The 23,974-nt window shown below is 50.0% G+C and carries 23 protein-coding genes; 13 read left to right on the top strand and 10 right to left on the bottom strand.

Annotated elements, in window-relative coordinates; genetic code table 11:
* Positions 1–49: 49 nt before the first annotated feature.
* The 4 genes from PsAD13_RS10940 to cysD form a co-directional block, all read right to left on the bottom strand.
* Positions 50–1,174 (bottom strand): hypothetical protein, encoded by a 1,125-nt coding sequence (locus PsAD13_RS10940; RefSeq protein ID WP_153040875.1) that lies wholly within the window; start codon positions 1,172–1,174, stop codon positions 50–52.
* A gap of 74 nt (positions 1,175–1,248) precedes the next feature.
* Positions 1,249–1,572: a hypothetical protein gene (locus PsAD13_RS27575; RefSeq protein ID WP_153040874.1), complete on the bottom strand. Its 324-nt coding sequence runs from the start codon at positions 1,570–1,572 to the stop codon at positions 1,249–1,251.
* A gap of 207 nt (positions 1,573–1,779) precedes the next feature.
* Positions 1,780–3,678 (bottom strand): sulfate adenylyltransferase subunit CysN, encoded by a 1,899-nt coding sequence (gene cysN, locus PsAD13_RS10935; RefSeq protein WP_063318155.1) that lies wholly within the window; start codon positions 3,676–3,678, stop codon positions 1,780–1,782.
* Entirely contained in the window at positions 3,678–4,583 is a 906-nt protein-coding gene (gene cysD, locus PsAD13_RS10930; protein ID WP_063304675.1) for a sulfate adenylyltransferase subunit CysD, read from the bottom strand. The genes cysN and cysD overlap by 1 nt, the downstream gene beginning before the upstream one ends.
* Positions 4,584–4,764: 181 nt before the next feature.
* Here cysD and PsAD13_RS10925 point away from each other — a divergent pair, with 181 nt between their 5' ends.
* The 3 genes from PsAD13_RS10925 (at position 4,765) to PsAD13_RS10915 (ending at position 10,052) form a co-directional block, all read left to right on the top strand.
* On the top strand, positions 4,765–5,979 hold the full coding sequence (locus PsAD13_RS10925; RefSeq protein ID WP_063318154.1) for an MFS transporter: 1,215 nt from the start codon (positions 4,765–4,767) through the stop codon (positions 5,977–5,979).
* A gap of 137 nt (positions 5,980–6,116) precedes the next feature.
* On the top strand, positions 6,117–7,712 hold the full coding sequence (locus tag PsAD13_RS10920) for an ABC-F family ATP-binding cassette domain-containing protein (RefSeq protein WP_063318153.1): 1,596 nt from the start codon (positions 6,117–6,119) through the stop codon (positions 7,710–7,712).
* A 138-nt stretch (positions 7,713–7,850) separates the two neighbouring features.
* The gene (locus PsAD13_RS10915) at positions 7,851–10,052 is read left to right on the top strand and encodes a TonB-dependent receptor (RefSeq protein WP_063318152.1); all 2,202 of its coding nucleotides are present in this window, start codon (positions 7,851–7,853) and stop codon (positions 10,050–10,052) included.
* A gap of 41 nt (positions 10,053–10,093) precedes the next feature.
* Here PsAD13_RS10915 and PsAD13_RS10910 read toward each other — a convergent pair whose 3' ends face one another.
* Both PsAD13_RS10910 and PsAD13_RS10905 read right to left on the bottom strand, forming a co-directional pair.
* Positions 10,094–10,531: a DUF488 domain-containing protein gene (locus PsAD13_RS10910; RefSeq protein WP_063304995.1), complete on the bottom strand. Its 438-nt coding sequence runs from the start codon at positions 10,529–10,531 to the stop codon at positions 10,094–10,096.
* 95 nt (positions 10,532–10,626) lie between these two features.
* Complete coding sequence (locus PsAD13_RS10905) at positions 10,627–11,529, bottom strand: LysR family transcriptional regulator (protein ID WP_208986532.1); 903 nt, start codon at positions 11,527–11,529, stop codon at positions 10,627–10,629.
* Between the two features lie 99 nt (positions 11,530–11,628).
* Here PsAD13_RS10905 and PsAD13_RS10900 point away from each other — a divergent pair, with 99 nt between their 5' ends.
* Positions 11,629–12,246, top strand: a complete 618-nt coding sequence (locus PsAD13_RS10900; RefSeq protein WP_063287900.1) for a flavodoxin family protein — start codon at positions 11,629–11,631, stop codon at positions 12,244–12,246.
* A gap of 110 nt (positions 12,247–12,356) precedes the next feature.
* Here the strand turns inward: PsAD13_RS10900 and PsAD13_RS10895 are convergent, their stop codons facing one another.
* Positions 12,357–12,857 carry an ATP-binding protein gene (locus PsAD13_RS10895; protein WP_057462069.1) on the bottom strand — a complete coding sequence of 167 codons (501 nt, stop codon included), beginning with the start codon at positions 12,855–12,857 and terminating at the stop codon, positions 12,357–12,359.
* Positions 12,858–13,205: 348 nt separating this feature from the next.
* On the opposite strand from PsAD13_RS10895, the gene PsAD13_RS10890 reads away from it, so the two are divergent.
* From PsAD13_RS10890 to PsAD13_RS10880, 3 genes are all read left to right on the top strand, one after another.
* A complete protein-coding gene (locus PsAD13_RS10890) occupies positions 13,206–14,024 on the top strand; it encodes a TerC family protein (RefSeq protein WP_063318150.1) in 819 nt (272 codons plus the stop codon).
* A gap of 94 nt (positions 14,025–14,118) precedes the next feature.
* Entirely contained in the window at positions 14,119–14,556 is a 438-nt protein-coding gene (locus PsAD13_RS10885; RefSeq protein WP_084404697.1) for a DMT family transporter, read from the top strand.
* 18 nt (positions 14,557–14,574) lie between these two features.
* The gene (locus tag PsAD13_RS10880) at positions 14,575–15,423 is read left to right on the top strand and encodes an NAD(P)-dependent oxidoreductase (protein WP_063318149.1); all 849 of its coding nucleotides are present in this window, start codon (positions 14,575–14,577) and stop codon (positions 15,421–15,423) included.
* An 11-nt stretch (positions 15,424–15,434) separates the two neighbouring features.
* Here PsAD13_RS10880 and PsAD13_RS10875 read toward each other — a convergent pair whose 3' ends face one another.
* Entirely contained in the window at positions 15,435–15,974 is a 540-nt protein-coding gene (locus PsAD13_RS10875) for a histidine phosphatase family protein (protein WP_208986531.1), read from the bottom strand.
* A 260-nt stretch (positions 15,975–16,234) separates the two neighbouring features.
* On the opposite strand from PsAD13_RS10875, the gene PsAD13_RS10870 reads away from it, so the two are divergent.
* Both PsAD13_RS10870 and PsAD13_RS10865 read left to right on the top strand, forming a co-directional pair.
* Complete coding sequence (locus PsAD13_RS10870) at positions 16,235–16,624, top strand: helix-turn-helix domain-containing protein (protein WP_057462073.1); 390 nt, start codon at positions 16,235–16,237, stop codon at positions 16,622–16,624.
* Positions 16,625–16,628: 4 nt separating this feature from the next.
* On the top strand, positions 16,629–17,594 hold the full coding sequence (locus PsAD13_RS10865; protein WP_063318148.1) for a D-2-hydroxyacid dehydrogenase: 966 nt from the start codon (positions 16,629–16,631) through the stop codon (positions 17,592–17,594).
* Between the two features lie 6 nt (positions 17,595–17,600).
* Here PsAD13_RS10865 and PsAD13_RS10860 read toward each other — a convergent pair whose 3' ends face one another.
* Entirely contained in the window at positions 17,601–18,509 is a 909-nt protein-coding gene (locus PsAD13_RS10860) for a DMT family transporter (protein WP_063318147.1), read from the bottom strand.
* A gap of 214 nt (positions 18,510–18,723) precedes the next feature.
* Here PsAD13_RS10860 and PsAD13_RS10855 point away from each other — a divergent pair, with 214 nt between their 5' ends.
* Positions 18,724–19,920 (top strand): MFS transporter, encoded by a 1,197-nt coding sequence (locus PsAD13_RS10855; protein WP_063318146.1) that lies wholly within the window; start codon positions 18,724–18,726, stop codon positions 19,918–19,920.
* Between the two features lie 41 nt (positions 19,921–19,961).
* On the opposite strand, the gene betC is transcribed toward PsAD13_RS10855, so the two are convergent.
* On the bottom strand, positions 19,962–21,470 hold the full coding sequence (gene betC, locus PsAD13_RS10850; RefSeq protein WP_063318188.1) for a choline-sulfatase: 1,509 nt from the start codon (positions 21,468–21,470) through the stop codon (positions 19,962–19,964).
* Positions 21,471–21,755: 285 nt separating this feature from the next.
* On the opposite strand from betC, the gene PsAD13_RS10845 reads away from it, so the two are divergent.
* From PsAD13_RS10845 to PsAD13_RS10835, 3 genes are read left to right on the top strand one after another with little or no spacing between them, the layout of a single operon-like run.
* Positions 21,756–22,142: a hypothetical protein gene (locus PsAD13_RS10845; protein WP_208986530.1), complete on the top strand. Its 387-nt coding sequence runs from the start codon at positions 21,756–21,758 to the stop codon at positions 22,140–22,142.
* A 32-nt stretch (positions 22,143–22,174) separates the two neighbouring features.
* On the top strand, positions 22,175–22,900 hold the full coding sequence (locus PsAD13_RS10840) for a HupE/UreJ family protein (RefSeq protein ID WP_063292961.1): 726 nt from the start codon (positions 22,175–22,177) through the stop codon (positions 22,898–22,900).
* A gap of 11 nt (positions 22,901–22,911) precedes the next feature.
* A complete protein-coding gene (locus PsAD13_RS10835) occupies positions 22,912–23,679 on the top strand; it encodes a hypothetical protein (protein ID WP_063292962.1) in 768 nt (255 codons plus the stop codon).
* Positions 23,680–23,974 lie beyond the last annotated feature (295 nt).

Below are 23,974 nucleotides of genomic sequence, written 5' to 3'. Positions count from 1 at the left end.
TCAATCTCAACTTCTTTGATTAAGTTTAATTGCTGGTAGGACAATCCCGTTATTGGGCGAAGCTCATCGTAGATATCATCAAGCGTAATCTCATCCTGGATGATTTTTTCCGAGCTTCAACTTCTGCTAGTAACCGTTTTTCAGCAAAATTAAATTGCTGAAGCTCAGTTCCAGAAATGCGTTTCTCAAGATATCGATAGACATCAGCTGGCTGCTCAAAAGGCCTCGATATCAACGTATCAAAAAGATCAAAGGAAATTAATTTAGGCTTACGTCGTTCAATATGATCAGAAAACTGATCCGCTTTAGTTTGCTTCGATGTAAATCCTTTACGCAAAAAGATACCCTTTGCTTCTTTATGCTTAAAGCTGCCCAATAATTCTGAGTTATAATCTTGCTCAATGTCTGAAAATCTAGGTAGTTCAAGATCTTGAATTTTTGAACGCCTCGAAACAAGCTCTTCCAACATAGATGTGATGAAAGTACCATCTAGAGTAACCTTTGATGCTAGAGGCTGATTTCGCTCGAGAGCAAATGACAACACTTTATCTTTGCACCTTCTAGTAAGCTCATTTCGGTAATCTAATTTTTGATAATTTGTGTTTCCAAAGGAGCAAATATCCAAATCCAAAATCAAACCTTGAAGCGCTAAACCACTAGTCGCAACAGTTAGCATATCTACGCTTTGAAGAAGGTGCTGGGATACAGCAGAAAGTTCTCGTGAAGTTCTCTCAAATGCTATATTTTCTTTATAACGCTTTAAAAACGATATATATTCATCATCAAACAACAATTCAGATGCATGCTTAGAGCTGTATTCAGTAAAGTATATACCAATATCTTCAGGTGTATTTTCCAAAACTTTGAAGATGTATTCACGTCGGCTGTTTAACTTTGTGTCAGCTTTAAAGGCGTAATGATCTGATATTTGCAATGGCAACAAGCAAACTTTATCTGACCTCGTTGCAACTCTCAGATCATCCTTTGACCGATACGTCATCTCTTTGAATGATTGAATTGTTTTTCTTCTAAAATCTGAAACTAGCTCTTGGTTATATTCTTCACGTGACACCAACTGATCAGTAAAGGCACTAAGACTTGATTTTCGATATAGACCATTTGGATCAAAGACAACCGTGTGAGGGTACGGAGAACGTGCAAATGCACCAGGCATCTGTTCAACAACTAGCGCATCTGGGTACAATGACCTCAGAAAGGGAACCGGCGTTTCCCAAGTAAGAACAACATCTAAGCTCTCAGGTAAAATACTCTCAACCCAATTTTGCAGCTTCTGTGAGAGTTCATCATTACCTTCATACAAACTTTGAGAAGGGTCGAACCACCTCCTACTTTACGAATGCCATCCTGTACAGAAACGTCAATCATTTTCACTTTAGAATTAATAACTGTACGAAGGGGCTTGTACGCATCTGGTACGAGCAAATAGACATCGTGCCCAAATCGGGCAAGTGTATTTGCTTGTTTCAATAAATGATTTTCGTAAGAATTTTTGGCAAAAAAAACAGTACCGCCCTGCAAAATCCAAGGAGAGGTCCAAATCAAAATTCTCATTTCACACCTTCGTAAGCTATTTTATTCTTATGGCTTGAGAGCATCTACCCACTTCACTCATTGGATGGCTTAAAAGAAAAAGGCATCACAAAAAGCCGAATTGAGAGTAATTTTATTAGCAGATAGCTGGAAGGGACATCAGTTCTAAGTTCATCTAGTTCTTACAACTATACGAACATTAACTCATTCTCTTAACCAACATCCAAACTACAAGTAACCCTTTTGCCCTAGATAATTAAAAACTTGGTCTGCTAGCGCTTCTGGTCTTCCTTCATCGCCATATAGTACGACTTCAGCACTCTCCGGACGTTCATACGTAGCATCAACGCCAGTGAAATTTTTCAACTCGCCTCGGTCAGCTTTTGCGTAAAGACCCTTCGGATCACGCTTACGGCATTCCTCGATTGAAGTATTGACGAAAATTTCTACAAACTCGCCAGCTTCAAGTATCTCTCGAGCCATTTTCCGCTCTGACTTAAAAGGAGAGATGAAAGACACAAGTGTTATTAAGCCTGCTTCAACAAACAACTTAGAGACTTCTGCAACTCGCCGGATGTTTTCCACACGATCACTGTCAGTAAATCCGAGATCACGATTTAAACCGTGCCGCACGTTGTCGCCATCAAGCAACATCGTATGTTTATCCATTTCGCACAGCCGTTTTTCAACCAGATTGGCGACTGTAGACTTTCCTGAGCCACTCAGGCCTGTAAACCAAAGGACTACGGGTTTTTGTTGCATTTGCATTGAGCGAGCTTGCTTGTCTACATCTAGCGCTTGCCAATGAATATTGGACGAGCGCCGCAGTGCAAACCAAATCATCCCCGCTCCCACAGTCTGATTAGTGAAGCGGTCAATCAAAATAAAAGAACCAGTCTGCTTGTTGGCTTCATACGGATCAAACGCTACTGGTTCCGATAGAGAAAACGAGCAAAAAGCTATTTCATTTAACTCCAAATTCTTAGCAGCCAGATTTTGGAAGGTGTTGACATCAACTTTATGTTTAATCTCTGTAACGGTTGCAGTAACTGTTTTACGGCCAATCTTCAACAAATATGACCTGCCAGGATGCATGGCCTGTTCTTCCATCCAGATAAGATGCGCTGCAAATTGATCGGCGACCTCCGGACGATGCTGAGGAGAAGCAAACATATCGCCTCGACTGGCATCAATTTCATCTACTAATGTGAGTGTGACGGCATCACCAGCGACCGCAACCGGTAAATCGCCATCCATCGAAACAATTGAAGCTATTCGTGAGGTTTTTCCAGACTTAGCGACAACGATTTCATCTCCTGGCCGCACTGTTCCACCAGCAACGGTACCTGCAAACCCGCGGAAATCTAAGTTGGGACGATTCACCCATTGCACAGGCATCCGAAATGGTCCTGCATTACGATTCATATCAACTGACACGTGCTCTAGATGGTCTAGTAATGTGGGACCAGAATACCAATGCATGTTCTCAGAAGGCAAAGTCACATTGTCTCCGCACTTAGCGGAAATTGGAATCGCTTGAAACGTGGAGAAGTCGAATCCAGAACTAAATGTCTTGTAATCCTCGAGGATCTCTGCGAACCGTCGCTCAGAAAAATCAACAAGATCAATTTTGTTTATTGCAAGCACTACGTGTTGAACGCCGAGAAGGGATGCAATAAATGAATGTCGTCTAGTTTGTTGCAAAATACCCTTGCGAGCGTCAACCAAAATAACAGCAAGGTCAGCTGATGACGCTCCGGTTGCCATGTTTCGAGTGTATTGCTCGTGCCCTGGCGTATCTGCAACGATAAATTTCCGCTTGTCCGTTGTAAAAAAACGGTAAGCAACATCAATCGTGATGCCCTGCTCTCTCTCGGCTTCCAATCCATCTACGAGTAGTGAAAAATCAATATCTTCACCACCTGAGCTTCGTCTTTTCGACTCACGCTCCAGCGTAGCAAGTTGATCATCAAACAAAAGCTTTGAATCATAAAGTAATCGCCCGATAAGTGTTGATTTACCATCATCTACACTACCGCATGTTATGAATCTAAGTAACGATTTATTACTCTGCTGTTGCAAGTATTCTGACACAGTTGTTTGGGGGGTAATTAATACCTGTTCCATCAAAAATACCCCTCTTTTTTCTTCTTTTCCATAGAAGCAGCTTCATCGTGATCGATCAAACGTCCCGCACGTTCGCTAGTCCGCGCGATCAACATTTCTTCAACAATATCCTCGAGTGTTGCTGCAGATGATTCAAACGCACTAGTAAGCGGGTAACAACCCAACGTACGGAAACGTACCATGCGCTTTTCAGGAATCTCCCCATCGTTCAGTGGCAATCTCTCATCATCTACCAAGATTAACTGCCCATCACGTGTTACGACTGGACGCTCTTTCGCAAAATATAGAGGTACCATCGAAATACTTTCTGAAAGAATGTATTGCCAGATATCAAGTTCTGTCCAATTGGAAAGCGGAAACACACGTATAGATTCACCAGACTTAACTCGCGTATTGAATATTGACCAAAGTTCAGGCCGTTGATTTTTTGGGTCCCATCCATGCGTTTTTGTCCGAAATGAAAATATACGTTCTTTAGCGCGAGATTTTTCTTCATCTCGTCGTGCACCACCAAATGCCGCATCGAAACCATGCATATCCAATGCTTGCTTGAGTGCTTCAGTTTTCATCACATGCGTATACAAGCTGGAACCATGATCAAATGGATTTACATTATCCTTCAATCCATTTGGGTTAGTGTGCGTTATAAGCTCCATCCCAGCTTCTTTGGCCATACGGTCTCGAAACTCGATCATTTCACGAAATTTCCAAGTCGTATCTACATGTAAAAGAGGAAATGGTGGGGGAGCTGGGTAAAAGGCTTTACGTGCAAGATGAAGCATTACGGAGGAGTCTTTACCGATGGAGTACAACATCACCGGATTATTGAATTCAGCTGCCACTTCGCGAAGGATATCAATAGATTCTGCCTCGAGTCGATACAAGTGGTCTGTTCTAAAATTCATTTCAGTAACCCACAGTTGTTCTTTCAGGGAAAATATTATTTTCATTCACAAATTTGAAGAGGAACTACGCTTCATACATGTTTTTTCTCTTCTACGAAAACACCATTCTCCAAGTTTAAAACAAATACTCTGCGGGCCTACCGTGAAGCTTAACGATTCTTTGCTCAGGCTCATTTTATTGATGTCTGTTTCACGCCCCATCCTGTTTTATCAACTCAGCCTCACCAGCTTTCACTTTCCCCGTGCTATGCTGGGTGTGCTGTTTCCCTACCTTGTAACTGTCTACCTGGCTGAGAGCCCGGAACGGGTGAGCTATGCCATGACGGCTTCGATGCTGCCCAACCTGTTTGTGTTGCTGTTTGCGGGGGCCGTCGCTGATCGCCTCAACAAGCGCAAGCTGCTTGTTTTGCTGCACATCGCCAATGCGGTCCCCGTAATAGCGTTGACTGTGCTGCTTCATTTCGGCTTTGTCGGGTTTGAAGGCCTGCTCCTCTTTGCACTGCTCTCTGGTACCACACTGGCATTCGTTCAGCCTACGCTGGATGGCATGCTCAACCACATCTCATCCATGCACATCGGGCGCAGCGTGACGCTTTCCGTGGGGATGCTCTACCTCGTCACGCTGGCAGGCTTTGCACTTGCCAGCAGTGTGGAGTGGGTTGGTGTTGCACCGCTGCTTGCCATCTCCAGCACGCTCTTTCTGGTTGGCATTACAACAAGCCTGTGTTTGCCAGACACGCCAACACTTGCGGCAAAAGAAAGACCCAGCATCCTCAGCGAAATTCGTGAGGGACTGGCTTTGGTGCTGTCTTCCAAAACCCTAAGATTGCCTGTGTTTCTGATGAGTTCAGCCGGCCTCATACTGGGCGGCCCCTATGCCGTTCTGGTACCGCTTATGTTACGGGACACCTATCACGCCACAGGTTTTGACTTTGCATTTGCCTTCGCTGTCTTCATGGTTGGCGGCGCATGCTCCAGCGGCGTGTTCCTCAAACTGGGAGCAATCAGAAATCCAGTCCCACTGCTTGTTGTGGGTTACAGTATGGGCGGCTTTGCACTGCTGTTTTGGGCGATGTCTCCACCTTACTGGGCTTTTCTTGGCAGCATCTTCTTTTGGGGCGTTGGCGGCGGTATCTGCCTCAACATGAGCCGCACCATCTTGCAGGAACATGCGCTCTCAACCCACAAATCCCGCGTGCTCAGCGTCATGTATCTGGGTGATGAAGGCGGTGCTCCTGTTGGCAGTCTTATAACCGGCGTGTTGATCACCACCCTCAGCCTCTCCAGTGCCTCCATCATTCCCGGTGTTGTGGTGCTCTTCATCTCCTTCCTCCTGTTGCTTGCGCTAAGCGCACGGCGGAGTGAGGCAAAAGCAACACAGGATGCGGGGCAATGACGGGCAAGCTGTATGTGCCTTGACTTCCCGTGCAAACCGCATAATCTCTGGCCCGATCAAAACGCGAGGAGATAAAGCGATGAACAAGAACAGGACAACACATTCAACCTGCCCTGTTTCTGTAAGAGTTCATCACCATGCCTTTATCTATCTCACTCAATCATCTGTCTTGCGCACGTCCTGATGGTACTGCACTTTTTTCTGATCTCAATCTTCAGTTTGCTCAACACCGCACCGGCCTGATTGGCCGCAACGGCACTGGCAAAACAACACTGCTGAACCTCATCAGCGGTGCGTTGACACCTGCTTCCGGCTCTGTCTCCGTGCAAGGGTCCATCGGCTTGCTAAAGCAGCAACTGCAAAGCGGGCCACAAGAAACACTCGCAGACCTGTTTGGCATCACCGAAGCTCTGCGTGTCCTGCAAAAGGCAGAGGCAGGAACTGCCAGTATGGACGAGTTGGCTCACGCAGACTGGACGCTGGAAAGTCGCATGGAAGCGGCTCTTGCCCAGATGGGGCTGGAAATCTCCACTGATCACCCACTCTCCGCCCTCTCCGGCGGGCAGATCACCCGTTGCAGGTTGGCGGCACTTCAGTTTCATGATGCAGATTTTCTGCTGCTGGACGAGCCAACCAACAATCTGGATGCAGATGGCCGGGAGGCTCTAGGCACCTTCCTCGCCAAGTGGCGCAAGGGTGCGATCATCGTCAGCCATGACCGTGCCTTGCTGGAGCAGATGGACTGTATTGTAGAACTGACCACACTGGGAGCCTCCGTGTTTGGCGGCAACTACAGCTTCTACAAGGCGCAAAAAGCACAGGAACTGGCAGCTGCTGAGCAAGATCTGGCATCTGCTGAAAAGCGTATTGGCGACCTGAACCGCAAGATCCAGAGCGTTGCCGAGCGCAAAGCCCGCAAGGATGGAGCTGGTCAACGCGCCCGCGCCAAACGCGACCAACCCAAGATCCTCCTCAACGCCATGCGCAACAAGGCTGAAAACAGCCTTGGAGAGAACGCTAATCAGGCATCCCGACTGCGCGAGGAGGCGGAACAACACTCCAAGGCCGCCCGCGAAAAGATCGAGGTTCTGGAACAGCTCAGCATCAGTATCGCCTCCTCTGGTATTGCCAGCGGCCAGCGGGTGCTGACAGCTGAGTGCCTGAGCGTGGGCTATGAGAAAGATCAGCCTTTGCTTCACGATTTTTCACTCGTGATAACGGGGCCAGAACGCATTGCCATCAAAGGTGCAAATGGAACTGGCAAGACCTCGCTGCTGAAAACGTTGACGGGTAAGCTCCCACCCCTGTCCGGCACGTGCCAGCTGCACCCATCTGCCCGTGTGCTGGACCAGACCGTTAGTCTGCTGAACCCGGACCTTTCGGTGCTGGAAAACTTCCGCGTGTTGAACCCGGAGCAGGATGAAAACACCTGCCGCGCCATCCTTGCCCGCTTCCTCTTCCGCGGAGACGCTTCCACCCAGCAGGTCAAAACCCTCAGCGGTGGCATGATGCTCCGCGCCGGCCTCGCCTGCGTGCTCGGCGCAGCCCAGCCCCCCAAACTGCTCATCCTGGACGAACCCACCAACCACCTCGACCTCACCGCCATTGAGGCCATCGAAACCGCCCTCACCACCTACAACGGCGCCCTCCTTCTAGTAAGCCACGATGCCACGTTTCTGGAGAGCATTGGGGTGACAAGAGAGGTGGTGTTGGGGGAAGCGGTGGGGGTGTGAGGGTGGTGAAACTCAAGAACCAAAAGTGTACAAAAATAGAATGCGTTCTAAATGTCATTTTAACTTGAGTTTTATATTCAAGTTAAATATGTAACACACAGCCAAAAGCCATATCCCACTATTAAGAATGAGATAATCATGTTGCGTGTTACACGACGGAACAGGGATAAGGCTTTGTGTGCCTTGTTCCTGCCATTGCTATTTGCTTCATTTTCTTTAACGACAAATGCCAAAGAAACGACAAAAACCAAAGAAGAAGAAAACCTTCTCGATCCCATCATTGTAATTGGTAGCAGCGAAACAGTAGAGACTATAGCGACCTCAGAAGTAGACGAGGAACTGCTACAACGACTTCAAGCAACAACTGTTCCTGAAATTTTACATGGAATACCGGGCACTGATCTAGCTGGCACAGCGCGCGCGCAAGGCCAATCGGTAAATATTTGGGGCTTTGCTGACCAGGAAGACGTCAAATTCTTACTTGACGGAGCTCAGAAGGAATTTGAGAAATACCGCCAAGGTACTGTTTTTATTGAACCTGAATTGCTCAAAACAATTAGCGTTGAGAAAGGTTCTTATTCAGCTGAAACATTTGGTTCATTCGGCGGCACAGTCAAGATGACGACCAAATCTGCTAGCGACATGCTTAAACCCGGACAAAGCATTGGGCTATTTTCCAAACTAGGCTTTGCTTCGAATGGAAATGAGTTTGCAAAGACGATTGCTGCTTACGGACGTTCAGAGAAGTACGGTGCAGAATTAATTGTTTCTGCTACGCATCGAAAGAACGAAAATTATGACCTTAGTGATGGTCATGAACTTATACTGTCAGCGATCTCGCAACCGACCGGTTTTTTCAAAGGAAGTCTTGAGCGAGGTGACCATTTCTTCGAGCTTTCTGGTGCTGCTTATTATAGCAATGACCTCCAGCCTTGGGCCGCAAAAGGTACATACAGAGTACTCGGTAAAACTTATCCAGACCGGCAGAGCTATGAAGATGCCATTGCACGAATTTCAACAAAAAGGGAACTAAAAGATCGCTCACTTGCATTTAAATATGAGTTTGATCCTGACAGCGAACTCGTAAATACAACGTTTGAGGCGAATTATTCAAACACAAATCAACATGATTATAGACCGTATAAAGATAGAGAGTACTCACTCTTACTTGGTGGCAAAGAGAGTTGGCTTGACTATATTAACTATAAAGCATCTCTGAAGAATTCAGCTCTGTTTGACTTTTTGGGAATAGATGCAAAGTTGACAACTGGTCTGCAGTTCTCTCATCACCTGAGAGATGTCATGGTGTATGCTCCAAAATACAAAGATAAAGATGATTACAATTATGGAAACCTACAGTCGCCTACACAACCTGGAGGAAAGCAGACTGTTTATTCCACTTGGTCAGATCTAACGTTAAACTTTGAGAATGGACTAGAATTCAGGCCAGGTTTACGCTTCGACTACATCGTGTCTGAAGGTGATCCCAACTTAGGCTCGAGATACAACAATCCATCCGTGGGGCATGATTATGGGAGAGTTGAGCACTCTGGCTTTTCTCCAAGCGTTAACGCAATGTTCCCGCTTACGGACAATCTACGCATCTTTGGTGATTGGGCATATAAACTCAGAGCCCCTCTGATCGACGAACTTTATGATGTGGGCACCAGCCGTGCAACATCAGATCAACTCAATATCGAGCGCGTCCACTCCAAACGTATTGGAATCACGACATCTCATTCAGATGTTTTACAGAGCAACGACACAATCAAAACACGTATTTCTGTTTATCGAAACGACATCAGCGACAACATTCATCGGCTCTACAGCAGAAATAAACATCTCGTACCATCTGATGATTATCCAACTTATGCAAACCTAAAAGGTTACTACACGCAAGGCATTGAAGCAGAGCTCTATTACGACAGTGACAACTTCATCGGTAGTTTGGCATTCTCAGCTGGAGAAGGGGAGTTCAATGGGACTTTGTATAACGTAAATGCAGATACTGACCAGTATGTCTCAGAAGTCGCTCCTACTAAATTGATAGCATCACTTGGCTATAAAATACCCGAACATGGAATTACGTTTGGATGGAAAGGTAGCTTCTATTCTGAACAAGATCGTATAACCCGCTTTCAGGATAACAAATATTACGCCTCCAAGGGCTACAGCCTGCATGATGTTTTCTTAAGTTGGATACCACCAGAGGGCCGTTTTGAAGGTTTTGAAGCTCGGGCCTCGATCGAAAATATTTTGGATCGAAAGTACATAAATCACTTCAGTGATACTTATGGAAAATCTCGTAACTACAAGGCGTCTCTCAGCTACAAATTCTAACAGGAACAGAGCAGTCTCAGTTTTGTGGCTGCTCTTTTTTCTTACAAATGCGTCACCTTCAGTGCTCCGCCCCAGCGGCTGTTGAGGTAGTTGGCTACGAGGGAGCGGTGGCATTCGTGGGGGAGGTGTTCGGAGCAGAGGAGACAGGCGCCCTCGAACATATCTGCCTTGAACTTGCTCTCTACCTTGCGCTGGGAGAGCAGGCCCATGAAGCGGTCTTTGAAGATGGTCCAGTCGCCCTTCTCTTTCTTGAAGGCTTTGAACATATCCTGATCCGGTGCCAGCAATGGCTCGTGCTCATAGCCAATGCCGCCAATGGCTTCCAAAAAGAAGGCCAGATCATTAGACTTGGCAAAACCAGCCAGCTGAGAAGTGTTATTGAGGCGCACATCAATCACCTTCTTGACGCCCGCACTTTGCAAGCGGCCAAAGAAGTTCTCTGCTGTTGTTTTGGTGAAGCCGATTGTTGTCAGGGTCATATCAATCACTTTATCTCTTAGCCAAGCAAGTCTGTTTTAGTTCATCCGCAATGCAGGCGCCATGCTGGCGATCAAAAGCAGAACAGCAGGAGAATTTAACCTCCAAACAGCGCCTGTGCTTGAGACAGGATGAGGTCGCGGAACCATTTGTGGGCGGGGGAGGTGCGGTTGCGGATGTGCCAGATGGCGCTGATGCCAACGTCGACGACAGGGGCTGGGCATTTGCAGGAGGCGAGACCGGACTTTATGCCACCACAGATCAACTTGCGGGGCATAGTGGCAATCAGGTCTGTGCCTGGCAGTGTTGCAGCAAGGGCGTTGAAGCTGGGGGCAGAATAGACCGTCTGGCGTTTGTGGCCCAACTCAGCCAATGCGCGGTCAATGAATGTCACTTCATCAGCAGTTACCAGCATGTTGGCATGCGGTGCCGCGACATACTTTTCCAGCGTGTCCGGAGCATCTCGCGTTTTAGGATCGTAGAACACCACAAACTCATCATCAAACAGCGTTTGTGCGACAAATTCATGGGAGTCTGGTGGTGGCAGCGGGGTGAACAGCAAATCGGCATCGCCATCCACCAGTGAGGCGACCTCGTGACGATGAGACAGGCGACAACGGAGAGTTACACCAGGAGCCTCCTGCCGTAAGAGCTTGATTACTGAGGGGATCAGCAGGTTATGGTCTTCATCACGACAGTCGATCACAAAGCGGTTGGTTGCGGTGGACGGATCAAACTTTGACGGTTCACCGATCAACGCCAGCGTTTGCAGCAGCTCTTCCACCATGGGCATCAGAGCATCCATACGCTCTGTCGGCACCACATTGCGGCCTGCTTTGACGAAAAGCGGGTCTCCCAAAAGACCGCGCACCCGCTCCAACCCGTGGCTGACGGTGGACTGGTTTACACCCATCATCTGCGCAGCCTGCGTCACTGATCCGCTTTCATGGATCAGCTTCAACATCATCAGGGCACGGCCATCAAGACCTAAATAATTCATTTTCTGCATAGTTCTTATTGAATTAATGCATTTGTATTCATTAAGCCAGCCCCTCATGTATCGGCAGAACGCACACTCTCAATTTCAAAGGAACAAAATATGCAGGATAAGAGAGTTTCTGTCGCTGTTGCCTACCACTCTGGTTTTGGTCACACCGAAACGCTGGCGAAGTCTGTCGTCAATGGCATCAATTCAATTGAAAACGCAGATGGTGTGCTGGTCGATGTCACTGGTTTAAACGGCGACTTTGCCATTTTGAACAACGCTGATGCCATCATTTTCGGTTCACCAACCTATCTGGGCTCTGTCAGCGGTCCCTTTAAGATGTTCATGGATGAAACCTCCAAGGTCTGGTTTGACCGTGGTTGGCAAAATAAGCTGGCGGCTGGCTTCACGGTATCGGCTTCACAGTCTGGCGATAAGATGACTACTCTCGTGCAGATGTCTGTCTTTGCAGCTCAGCAGGGTATGATTTGGGTTGGCGCCAACGATATGGCAGGTAATAACTCCAGTGCTGGCTCCGTTGAAGACATCAACCGCCTCGGTTCTTATCTGGGCATGATGGCACAAGCTAACGTGGATGAAGGGCCAGATGTGGCGCCACCAAATGCAGATCATCGCACGGCAGAATCCTTTGGCAAGCGCATTGCGGAAGCATCCCTGCGCTGGGGCAAGGCTCCGGCCACTCAACCACAAGAGCTGGAAGCAACGGCTTAAGGCTTTACTGACAACGTAAAAGCCGACTCTACAAAAACGCCAAGCAGCATAAACTGTTGTCTCAACGACTTTTGCAAAACTGGCCCCTCTTTGCCGAGGGGCCTTTTTCGTCAGGCGGCCTGAAAGTCGTGCAGGATGACATTGAAACCTTCATCAACGGTTGGCGCCTGAAAGTATTTGGTGAACTGCTCAAACTGAGCTTCACTGACCGTAAACTGATGCTCGCCTGCCTCATTACGGACCCAAAGGCGTTCCTTACACACCTCATCGGGCACGGAGAGATAATGCAGCTCATGGGCGACATTAGCAGCTTCGAACAAGCTCTTCATCCACTTGCGATCCCGCACCGTGTTGGCCTGAAAGTCCAGCGCGACAGAAACACCGTGCTGCAGCAGACCCACAATGTGCGGGCCAAGCGCTTTTTTCACGCGGGCAGAATACTTCACGTAGTCTTCCAACGTATTCAACTCATCGGGAAAGAGCGTAGCGTTCCAATGATCTTCGCTGATCAACACCGCATGATGATCATTCACCAGATGCGTGAGAAGAGTGGATTTGCCGGAGGCAATCTTTCCGCACACCAGAAGCAGTTTTGTTTCCTGAGCAGTCATAATTACCTCCGTAAAAATCTATTCCAAAATTATAGATCTATCATACTCATATTCACCTCAGGTTGCACAATGTGACATAGCACCCCGAATCCATAAAAATCTTAGGCATTTCTGCCATTTATACGAAGCCTTTACATGCATCACATCTCGCAAAATAAGTATTTACACCTATTTATGAGTGAATAGATTTCCGTCAAAATGCCTGCCGCTGGCAAGTGAAGCATAAGGTGATAGCCCCCAATGCCAGCGGATACGGCTATCTTCCTTTGTCGAGGTACAAAAAACAATGGACGACGCTTCTGGTTGTCGACCGATCACCGGTGAGGTTCTGATCAGGGAGCCTTACCAATGATAGAGCTTCTCCTTGAGCCACAGGTTTGGCTAATCTTTCTTACCCTGTTTGGACTAGAGCTGATTTTGGGCGTTGATAATGTCGTCTTCATTTCGGTTCTGTGTGAGCGCCTTCCCGCACACCAACGCGCGATTGCCCGAAACCTTGGTATCGGACTGGCCGTGCTTGCTCGTGTGGGTCTTGTGTTCTCCATCAGCTGGGTGATGTCCCTCACCTACTCATTGTTTCAGGTCAGCACCGTTGATATCAGCGGTCGTGACCTAATCCTAATTGGCGGCGGTGCATTCCTGCTGGCCAAGAGCGTGACGGAGTTGAAACACCTGTTGGTGGCGAGTGATATCGAGCACGCGCCTCACCTGGCAAACGGCATGACAGTCGTGCTGCTGCAAATCGTGGCGATGGACGCCGTGTTCTCCATGGACTCGGTGATCACCGCTGTTGGTTTGACGGATGATTTGCCAATCATGGTTGCAGCAATTCTGGCATCTGCCGTTGTCATGGTGCTGACGGCTGGCGCAATCAACCAGCTCGTCACAAAGCACCCGGGCCTGAAAGCGCTGGCCCTGTTGTTCCTTATTCTGCTCGGTGGTCTTCTCATGGCTGAGGGCTTCGAGATCCACATCAACAAGGGCTATGTCTACTTTGCGATGGCTTTTGGTTTGCTGTTGGAGATCGTCCACATTCAGCTGAGCAAGAAGATAAAGGCTGTTCAGAAACGCCGGAAATCCAACATCCAGTACCTGACCAAGCCTTCAAGGCCGGGCCGGGTGGAAAACAGGCAAGCAACCCGCTTCGGCAGTTTAGCGAACCTATAGGGTTTGATCAGCATTTCTGCATAGGCAGAGCAGGTGGAGACCGATACAGAGGGGATTAGCTGCTCTAATCTCTACAAGAATCGGATCTCTGTCTGTGCTGGAATTACTCGCGATTTGCTTTATCGGTCTGCTGGGCGGTGTCGCCGTTGGCCTGCAAGCGCCTATGGGCGGTATTATGGGCCAACGCATTGGCGGAGCTGCCGCCAGTGTCATCATTCATGCAGGCGGATTGATCGCTTCGCTTGCCCTGCTGTTTGCGCGCAAGGGTGAGCAGATCAGCGAGTGGCGCACCATTCCGTGGTACATGCTGGCCAGCGGTGTCTTTGGCCTCATCCTCTACCTCACCATCACGCAAACCCTGCCAAAGCTGGGCGCAACCTCTGCTGTGCTGCTCATCATCGTCGGGCAGTTAATGGCTGGCATGGTCATCGACCACTTCGGCCTCTTCAATCTGCCCATTCGCTCCATAGACCTCAGCCGCGCCCTCGCCGCCATGCTGCTGATCTCCGGTGCTTATTTGATGGTGCGGTAAGTCTCAGGAGCCTCAGAAATGCAGAAGGTCATTGTTACAGGAAGTTCTGGTCGCATTGGCAGCGAGATCGTCTTAGCTCTCAAGCCAACTTACGATGTCGTCGGTATAGACCGCGTCGCTGCATCAACAACAACACACATTGCTGACATTTCTGATGCAGACACTCTGCAGCGCCTCTGTCAGGGAGCATTCGCGGTGGTCCACTCAGCAGCCTTACATGCGCCACATGTAGGCGTGTTCTCGGAGGATGAATTTCACCGGATCAATGTAAAGAGTACAGTTGCGCTGGCTCGCATGGCCCGTGCGGAAGGTGTTCAGCGTTTCATTTTCACCAGCACGACAGCTCTTTACGGTCAGGCCAACACCCTTGCAGGCAAAGCAGCCTGGATCACAGAGCAGGTAGAACCACAGCCACGCACGATCTATCACCGCACCAAATTAGAAGCCGAAAACCATTTGGCACCACTGGCAAGCGATACGTTCAAGGTGAGAGCCCTGCGCATGTCACGATGCTTTCCAGAGGACCCCGCCCTGATGGCAGCCTATCGGCTCCACAGAGGTATCGACAAACGCGACGTTGCCGCAGCGCACGTGGCTACACTCACTGATGACGGAAAAGATTTTGATCGCTTCATCATCTCCGGTCAAACGCCCTTCCTGCCTGAAGATGCGGAGGAGTTGAAGATAGACGCGCCTGCCGTCATCGCCCGAAGGTCTCCCGCAATTGTAAAGCTGTTTCAATCACAAGGCTGGAAATTGCCCAAGTCGATCGACCGTGTTTACGACCCCAGTTATGCGAAGCAAGAGCTGAACTGGGAGAGCAAGCACGACAGCTTTGGTTTCGCAGCCATGCATAACGCTCTCTGATAAGTTGGTTCTTATTCCAGCACCTGCTCTGACCCGTTGGAAAGGTGATAGATGCAGCCTTGTTTGCGGGGGAGTTGCAGGAGTTCCAGTGTGTTGAGCCCCATATAGAGCCCACGCAGGATGATGGAAGTGATGCCGTGTGTGACAACAACGGCAGGCTCGGTCAGCTCCTCCAGGAAGTGCTGAACGCGGCCTGAGATCGCCTCAAAGGTTTCACCCTGCGGGCTCTGAAAATGCCAGAGGCCGCTTTCGTAGTCATCTCCAACCTGGCTTTTCACTTCGTCCTTGGTCAGCCCTTCCCAGGCGCCAAAGTAGATCTCCTTCAGCCGGTCATCCAGCTTCTGCTCAATCTCTGGCCCCAGTGCCAACTGCGCCGTGTGCACTGTGCGGGGTTGAGGGCTGACGAACGCAGTAGACGGCAGGGCTTCAACACCTGAGAGCAGCTTGTTTTGCAGCAGAGCTTGCTCCTTGCCCTTCTCCGTGAGTGGAGAATTCTGGTGCCCCTGAAATCTGCCCGCTACGTTCCATTCTGTTTGACCATGCCGAAGCACGAAAATTTCCGGGTATCTCGCCAAAGGACCATCCAACTCAAATCATATAAATCGAAGCTCCAGATATTGGTGGGAACCTGAAGGCGTGTCCAGAGCGTTTTGAGAGAGCTCAAGCCTTACGCAAGGCTAACTGTTAGGCTGAGCTTATTCAGCTCTAGCTCACTGAAACTTCGTTTGATTTTGATTAAAAGCTGATATAGCACCTGTAAGTGTGCGTCCTACCCGCATCACGAGTGATACGAACAAGCGTGTAAGCAAAAATGACAAGTGACAGTGCAGCTCATATCGGCTCAATAGAAGCAGTCGCCACCACCGTAGCAATCATCGGCGGCAAGTGGAAACCGATCCTGCTCTACCATCTCGTAACCGGTTCCAAGCGTTTTTCCGAGTTGAAGAAACTGATGCCCGGCGCCTCCGACAGGATGCTGACCCGTTCTCTTCGAGAACTGGAAGAGCACTTCATCGTCCGCCGTGAGGTGTTTGCTGAAGTGCCCGTGCGCGTGGAATATTCGCTGACCAAAGACGGTTTATCGCTTATTCCGGTTCTCAACGCGCTGAGCGATTGGGGGCAGGCCCGCAATGGCGTGGATGATGAGAGTGCCGAACCATCCTCCATCTTTGACGCATTGCTTCCAACATTTTCAGGGTAACCTTATGAAGATTGCTTTTCTGGACCGCAGCACTATTGGACCAAGCGTCCACATCTCCAAACCCTCCTTCCCGCATGACTGGGTGGAGTATGACAACACCTCTCCTGAGGAAGTACTGGAGAAGCTGCGCGGGGTTCAGATCTGCATCACCAACAAGGTGCCTCTTTCAGCCGACGTGCTGAAACAATTGCCGGACCTGAAGCTGATCTGCATTGCGGCAACCGGTTATGACAAGGTGGACATCGCAACTTGTGATGAGCAGGGCATCGTAGTGTCCAACGTACGCGGCTATGCGGTGAACACAGTACCAGAACACGCCTTCGCCTTCATCTTCGCTTTGCGGCGTTCGCTGGTGGGATACCGCGAGGACGTGATCAATGGCGAATGGCAGAAGTCCGGTAAGTTTTGCTTCTTTAATCACCCGATCAAGGATCTCGCAGGCTCCCGCTTAGGCATCATCGGCTCAGGTACATTGGGCAAGGGCACCGCACGCATTGGCGAAGCTCTGGGCATGGACGTTGTGTTTGCCGAGCGTAAGGGCGTGACGGAGGTTCGCTCTGGTTACACCGCCTGGCAAGAGGTGATCACCACCAGTGATGTCATCTCCCTGCACACGCCGCTAACTCCAGAAACACGCGGTATTATCTCCACGCCTGAGTTTGAGTCGATGCCTCAAAAGCCAATCCTCATCAACACGTCTCGTGGTGGACTGGTGGACGAGGCTGCTCTCGTGGAGGCGCTCAACACCGGCCAGATCGTAGCAGCGGGGTTTGACGTGCTCACTACTGAACCACCGCAGGAGGATAATCCCCTTCTCAGCATTCTGGAGCGCCCGAACGTGATCGTAACCCCGCATGTGGCCTGGGCATCAGAGGAAGCCATGCAGACCCTTTGGGACCAGCTGATCTCTCACATGGAAAGCTTCCAGAAGGGCACGCCAACCAATGCTGTTGGTCGTACAGGCAGTTAAAGCCTCTTAGCTGGCAGCCATGACGATGCCTACCCCACCAAGGGCAACAAGCACGCACCCTGCCAGCTCAATCGGCGTAATCTTTTCGCGGAAGAACATCCATGATGCAGCCAGCGTAAACACCAGCTCAATCTGAGCCAGTGCACGCACATACGCCACTTGCTGCAATGTCATTGCCGTAAACCAACCGATGGACCCGGCAATACCTGCAAGCCCAACTAGGCCGGACAAACGCCAGTTTCGGATTGCTGCGCGTAACTCTGCAGGACAGGTCACGGTCATCCAGCTGCCCATGACAACGGTCTGAAACGCTGTCACACACACCAGCGTAAACGCCGCCTGCAGCAAGAAGGAATCAGCTTCAACGGAGAGCGAAGCTGTGCGGTAGAACGCGGCGGATGCGCCAAAGAACGCTGCCGATGCCAAGCCAATCAACGCTGGCTTCCCAACCAGAGTGGACAGCACCATAGCCCCTGTTGGACGATGCTTCCCAAAGCTGATGAACAACACCCCGATGATCCCCAGCGCAATCGCGCCCATGCCAAGCGGCGTCAGTTGCTCTCCCAGCAAGATAAAGCCAAAAAGCGCCGCCTGAACCGGCTCAGTTTTGGAATAAGCCGTACCGACAGCAAAATTGCGGTAAGAGAACAAGTGTACGAGCAGGAAGGTGGCAATAATCTGCGCCAAACCGCCAAACGCAGCAGCCCAGTAGAATGTTGTTCCCACATCGGGAACGGATTCTCCTGTTAGCTTGAGGATCACAGCAAGGTAAAACACCGCAATAGGGAAGCCAAAGCCGAAACGAATAAACGTGGCTCCTGTGGTTCCAATTTTGCCTTTTAGGTGCTTTTGCAGAGCCGAACGCAAATTCTGGCTAAACGCCGCTGCAATGGTGATTGGAATCCAGAGTTCCATTTTGATTTATCCTCAATCCAACACATCCAGCATACGGACAAAGCCCTATATGCTCCATAGGTTTCTCGAGGCTGAACAGTCTGCGAACTCACCAACTCTTGAGAAATATAGAACAGTTATTCGGGTGATATTAGCAGTGTGATGCCTGTTCAATCAAATAAAGATAGTTTTTTCTTTCTAAATGTGATCCATTGAACTGCAAGGGGGAAACGGGATGAAACTGTCTGTTTTGGTGTTCGCAAATTTTATTGCATCAATTGCCATGGGGATCGCGTTGACCATCGTCCCCTGGGAACTGTCAAAGTCTCTTGGCGGTGAGAAAGTCCTTGCCTTTACAGCAACCTATGCCACTGCTTTGCTGATCTTTCTCGCACCAGTCTCCGGCAGAGTGGTGGACAGGTTCTCACGTCGCTCAACCCTGATGGTTTGCATCGCGATGATGGCGGGTGTCTTACAGATTGCATCCGTCGCCTATGGCAACTCATTTCTTAAAATCGCCAGTTTAAGCGCGTTCTACTTCGCCTCTCAGGTCTTCTTTCTGTTCTTCTACAACGCCCTGACAGCGTTCATTCAGGAAGTGTTTGCGGAAGGTGAGCGCGGAAAAGTCAATGGCTGGATGCAGGTGGAAATGCAGGCCTCCACCTTTGTGGTGGGTCTGTTGATGATCTACGCTGTGAACAGCGATGACTTCCAGTTCCTCTTGCAGTTGAACAGCGGCCTGATGTTGCTTTCCGCCCTTCTGTTTTGCTTCATTCCTTACACACAGCAAGCAAGACCGGTCCGTGCACGCGTTTCGCGCACCGTCTTCCGCAGTATCTTCAAACGGAAGGATTTGGTACTGCTTGGGGTTTGCGCCAACATTACATTCGTGGCTGTTATGATGCTCAACCTAGTGCATCCCATCTATCTGAGCGGTGTACTCAAACTGGATGTATCCGCCCTTGCAAAACTCTCTATTTCATATGGCTTAGGAGCAGCCCTCTCCGGCTTTCTCATCAGCCGGTTCGTTTCAACAGGGTCCGCCATAAGGATCATGCGCATTTGCCTAACGGTCTTCAGTCTTGCGCTGCTCACAATCAGCCTGTTCCCAACTCTTCCAACCATAGTAATTGGCGTGGGAATCCTTGGCGCGACGGGCTCTGCCAATCGCGTCGCTTACAACACCTACATTATGGGCAAGGTTGAAAAGGATATTTTTGGCAGCTATCTGTCCGTAATCAGCTCCCTGACCTACGTTCAACGAACCCTCTTCGGCTTCCTGCTCTCCATGCTCATCGTGGGGTTTCCGGCCTCAAACTACTATTGGTTCGTGTTCGCCATCAGTTGCTTCGGGCTTCTCTTACTGCAAATACATGCTGTACTTGCTTCTACGCAAAAGCTGGAGCTCAGCGAAACTATTGAAGTCAATTGAGGTCGTTTCTATGGGACCTCAATCAACCCCTCCAACTAAAACTATTCACCTCTTGGGAAGCGCTGGCTTTCTTCTAAAATATTCAGATCCATGTGGTTGCGCATGTAGCGTTCGGAGGCTTTTTGCAGGGGCTGGTAATCCCAAGGGTAATGTCCGCCCTGACGAAGCGCTTCATAAACGATCCATCGACGCGCCTGACTGGCACGAACATCTGCATCAAAACGGTCCAGCTCCCAACGCGCAGCAGCTTTTGTGCGGAACTCGTCTGCGACACTTTGATGTTCAGGGTCTTGAGCCAGATTGTGAAGCTCATGTGGGTCTGCTTCCAGATCAAACAACTGGTCTTCATCCAACAGGCATTTGTTGAACTTCCAACGGCCCTCGCGCAGTGACACCATGGGTGCATAAGACGCTTCTGCCGCATATTCCATCGCAACAGGTGAGGTGCGGGTCTCACCCTGCCCCAAGCCAACCAGCGTTTCTCCGGTGGTCCACGGTATCACCTCTGCCATGCTGATGCCCGCCAAGTCACATAGCGTCGGGCACACATCAATGTTGCTTACGGGTGTCGTCACCAAACCGGGTTCCATCTGTGGAGCAGAAACCATCAAGGGCACGCGTGCGGAGCCTTCAAAGAACGACATTTTGAACCACAAACCGCGCTCACCCAACATATCGCCATGGTCTGAGACAAACAGGATGATCGCTTCTTGCCGCGTGCTTTCCAGCGCAGCCATCACCTCACCGATTTTATCGTCGATATACGAGATATTCGCGAAGTAAGCGCGGCGGGACCGGCGGATGTCTTCCTCTTTGATATCAAAGGAACGCCAGTCATTGGCATCAAAGATACGCTTTGAATGCGCATCGTGCTCCTCGTAAGGCATTGCAGGAACCTCTGGCAGAAGATGCTCACAATCCTCATAGAGATCCCAGTATTTCTTCCGCGCCACATAAGGGTCATGCGGATGAGTGAATGATACCGTCAGGCTCCATGGCCGCTCATCGTTGCCCCGCGCCAGATCATAAACCTTACGCGTGGCGTGGTAGGCGACCTCATCATCATACTCCAGCTGATTGGTGATCTCGGCGGTGCCAGATCCGGTCACAGACCCCATGTTGTGATACCACCAGTCAATCCGTTCACCAGGCTTGCGGTAGTCAGGTGTCCAACCAAAGTCAGGCGGATAAACATCTGTGGTCAGCCGCTCTTCAAATCCATGAAGCTGATCGGGGCCGACAAAGTGCATCTTACCCGACAAACAGGTCTGATACCCTGCCTGGCGCAGGTGATGCGCATACGTCGGCAAGGAGGATGCAAACTCTGCCGCATTATCATAAACACCAGTCGCACTTGGCAACTGACCTGACATAAACGAGGCCCGCCCCGGCGCACAAAGCGGAGACGCCGTATAGGCATTCTTGAAGCGTGTCGAACGCTCCGCCAGCTTCTTAAGGTTCGGCGCATGCAGCCAATCAGCCGGACCATCAGGAAACAGAGTTCCGTTCAACTGATCGACCATAAATATCAGAATGTTTGGTTTGCTCATTGGGTACCGGCTGAAATCTGGTGAGAAGGAGTGACCTGCACGCTCAATCACCTGCGCTCTGGCATCATCGCCAAGCGCAAGAACTGAAACGCGAGTCAGTAATACCCCTATGCATACAACGTCAGTCAGACGATGAATACGGGAAACGTTGGTAAGCTGCAGCGACAACAGGGGTTCTCCAAGGCACTCAACTTTCCTGTCTTTTTCTCTGCCAAGGTCCATGGTATTGCCATAGTCCTCTGACTATTCAGCGCATTCCATGTTTGAGAGTTGACCGACAACTGCATGCCGTTTCGTGTTGTGACATTGCTGAGATCTGCCCTGCTCACGTGCATCACTTTGATGCTCGTGTTTTCTGTCATGGGCCGGCCAACGCCTTCGCATGATCTGGGTGCTCTGGCGCAAACCACCTATCAGCAGCATGTGGTTGCGGACACGCATGATCAGGAAGCAGGCCACAGCCACGACGTGTTTGAAGATGACCTGCAAATCTCCGGACATCTGCACGGACATAATTCTGCTGATCATTCTCATGAAGCACCGGCTGAAGCACATTTCACGCGTCCTGTGATTTCTGCTGAGGTTGGCAAGCATGTAGCGCAGCCCGTCAAAAGCTTGCGATATGACCTCGCTTCAAGGCTGGAGCGCCCTCCCCGACCATTCCTTCTGTAGCACCAATCCTATAAACTACAGATGGATTTTCCATGACATTTCCTCTTCAGCGCGCAGGCGCTGAGCGGTGGACGCCCGTGCGTTTGCTGCTGCTTTCCTGCATCCTGCTGCTGGCACTCACGTTGCCTGCGGCAGCCCATGGCATCGCGACCGGTGACAAGGGCTATATTCAAGAGATCTCCGGGATCAACATCATCCCCTTCATGTATCTGGGGGCCAAGCACATGGTCACGGGGTACGACCACATCCTGTTCCTGCTTGGGATCGTGTTCTTCCTCTACAAGACCAAAGACATCGGCGTTTATGTGAGCCTGTTCGCGATCGGCCACTCCACCACGATGCTGCTTGGAGTCTACTTCAACATTGGCATCAACGCCTACATCATTGACGCCATCATTGGCTTCTCAGTGGTCTATAAAGCGCTTGATAATATGGGCGCCTTCCGGGTCTGGTTTAAGTATCAGCCCAACACCCGCCTCACCACACTGGTCTTCGGGTTCTTTCATGGCTTTGGCCTGTCCACCAAGATCCTCGAATACGAGATCTCACCGGATGGTCTGGTGCCAAACCTCATCGCCTTCAATGTGGGCGTCGAGCTGGGTCAGTTACTGGCCTTGAGCGGCATTCTCATTGTCATGGGCTATTGGCGGCGCACGCAGACCTTCTGGCGTTACGCCTATTCCCTGAACACCACCATGATGACAGCAGGCTTTGCGTTGGTAGGATACCAGCTCACGGGCCTCATTCTATCTTTTTAATGTGAGGCACCATGCATAATACAACTCCACCAAAGCGCACTGAGCTGCCATCTTCCGCGCAGCTGAAACGCTCCACCATTATCGCAGCGTTGTCTGCTCTGGCTCTTCTCATCATAGTTATCCTGCCCTCTGAATACGGGGTAGATGCCACCGGCATGGGCCGCGTTCTGGGCCTGACAGAGATGGGTGAGATCAAATCCCAGCTGGCAGAGGAAAGTGCAGCCGATGCAGCGGCTACTGCGGCTTCTGCACCGACAGCCTTCACTCAGCCAGCGGCAACCACTTCACCGGAACTGACCAACCGCGTTGACGAGATTGAACGCAAGCTGGCTGAGGTGATGCTGAAACAGCAGTTGCGCGAGCGTGTGACTGCCACCTCCCGCCGAGTTGACACAAAGACTGTTGCACCAGCGAAAACTGTTGCTGCAGTACCCGCGGCTCAACCTGTTGCCCCGACACCTGCCATCAAAAGCGATCAGACCACCATTCAACTTGATCCCGGTCAGGGTGTTGAGGTGAAGCTGGTGATGAAGGCCGACAAGAGTGCAGCGTTTCGCTGGACAGCAAACGGAGGCACATTGAACTTCGACACACACGGTGACGGGGGTGGTCGCTCCATCTCCTATGTGAAAGGACGCGGCGTGCCGCAGGATGAAGGACAGATCACGGCAGCATTTGATGGCAACCATGGTTGGTTCTGGCGTAACAGAACTAACAGCCCTGTTACTTTATCACTGCAAACACGCGGAGAATACGAGTCGTTTAAACGAGTAAAGTAAGCGACTCATCAAGTTGACCTAATCGTCAATTCGGGTGGTTTTTCTGTAGTGTCCCGGCAAAATGCCTGCAAAACCGAAAAATCACCCGGGTTTTCCCCTTAAGCGCACAATATTCGGCGACAATCTGTCATGGGGTTCAATACCTATTACTCGAGGTAATACTGATATATGTCTCGCCAAAGCGCTTTGGTACAAATAATATTGCAACTAACCCGCACGTTCCCCTCAGTTAGTTTGTGATTTGTCATTTGAGGGAATTTTAAATCGTTATAACGTGGTCAAACCACGCTTTCGT

Source organism: Pseudovibrio sp. Ad13, from assembly GCF_001623225.1.
Lineage (GTDB): Bacteria > Pseudomonadota > Alphaproteobacteria > Rhizobiales > Stappiaceae > Pseudovibrio.
This window is presented reverse-complemented; position numbering and strand designations above follow the sequence as displayed.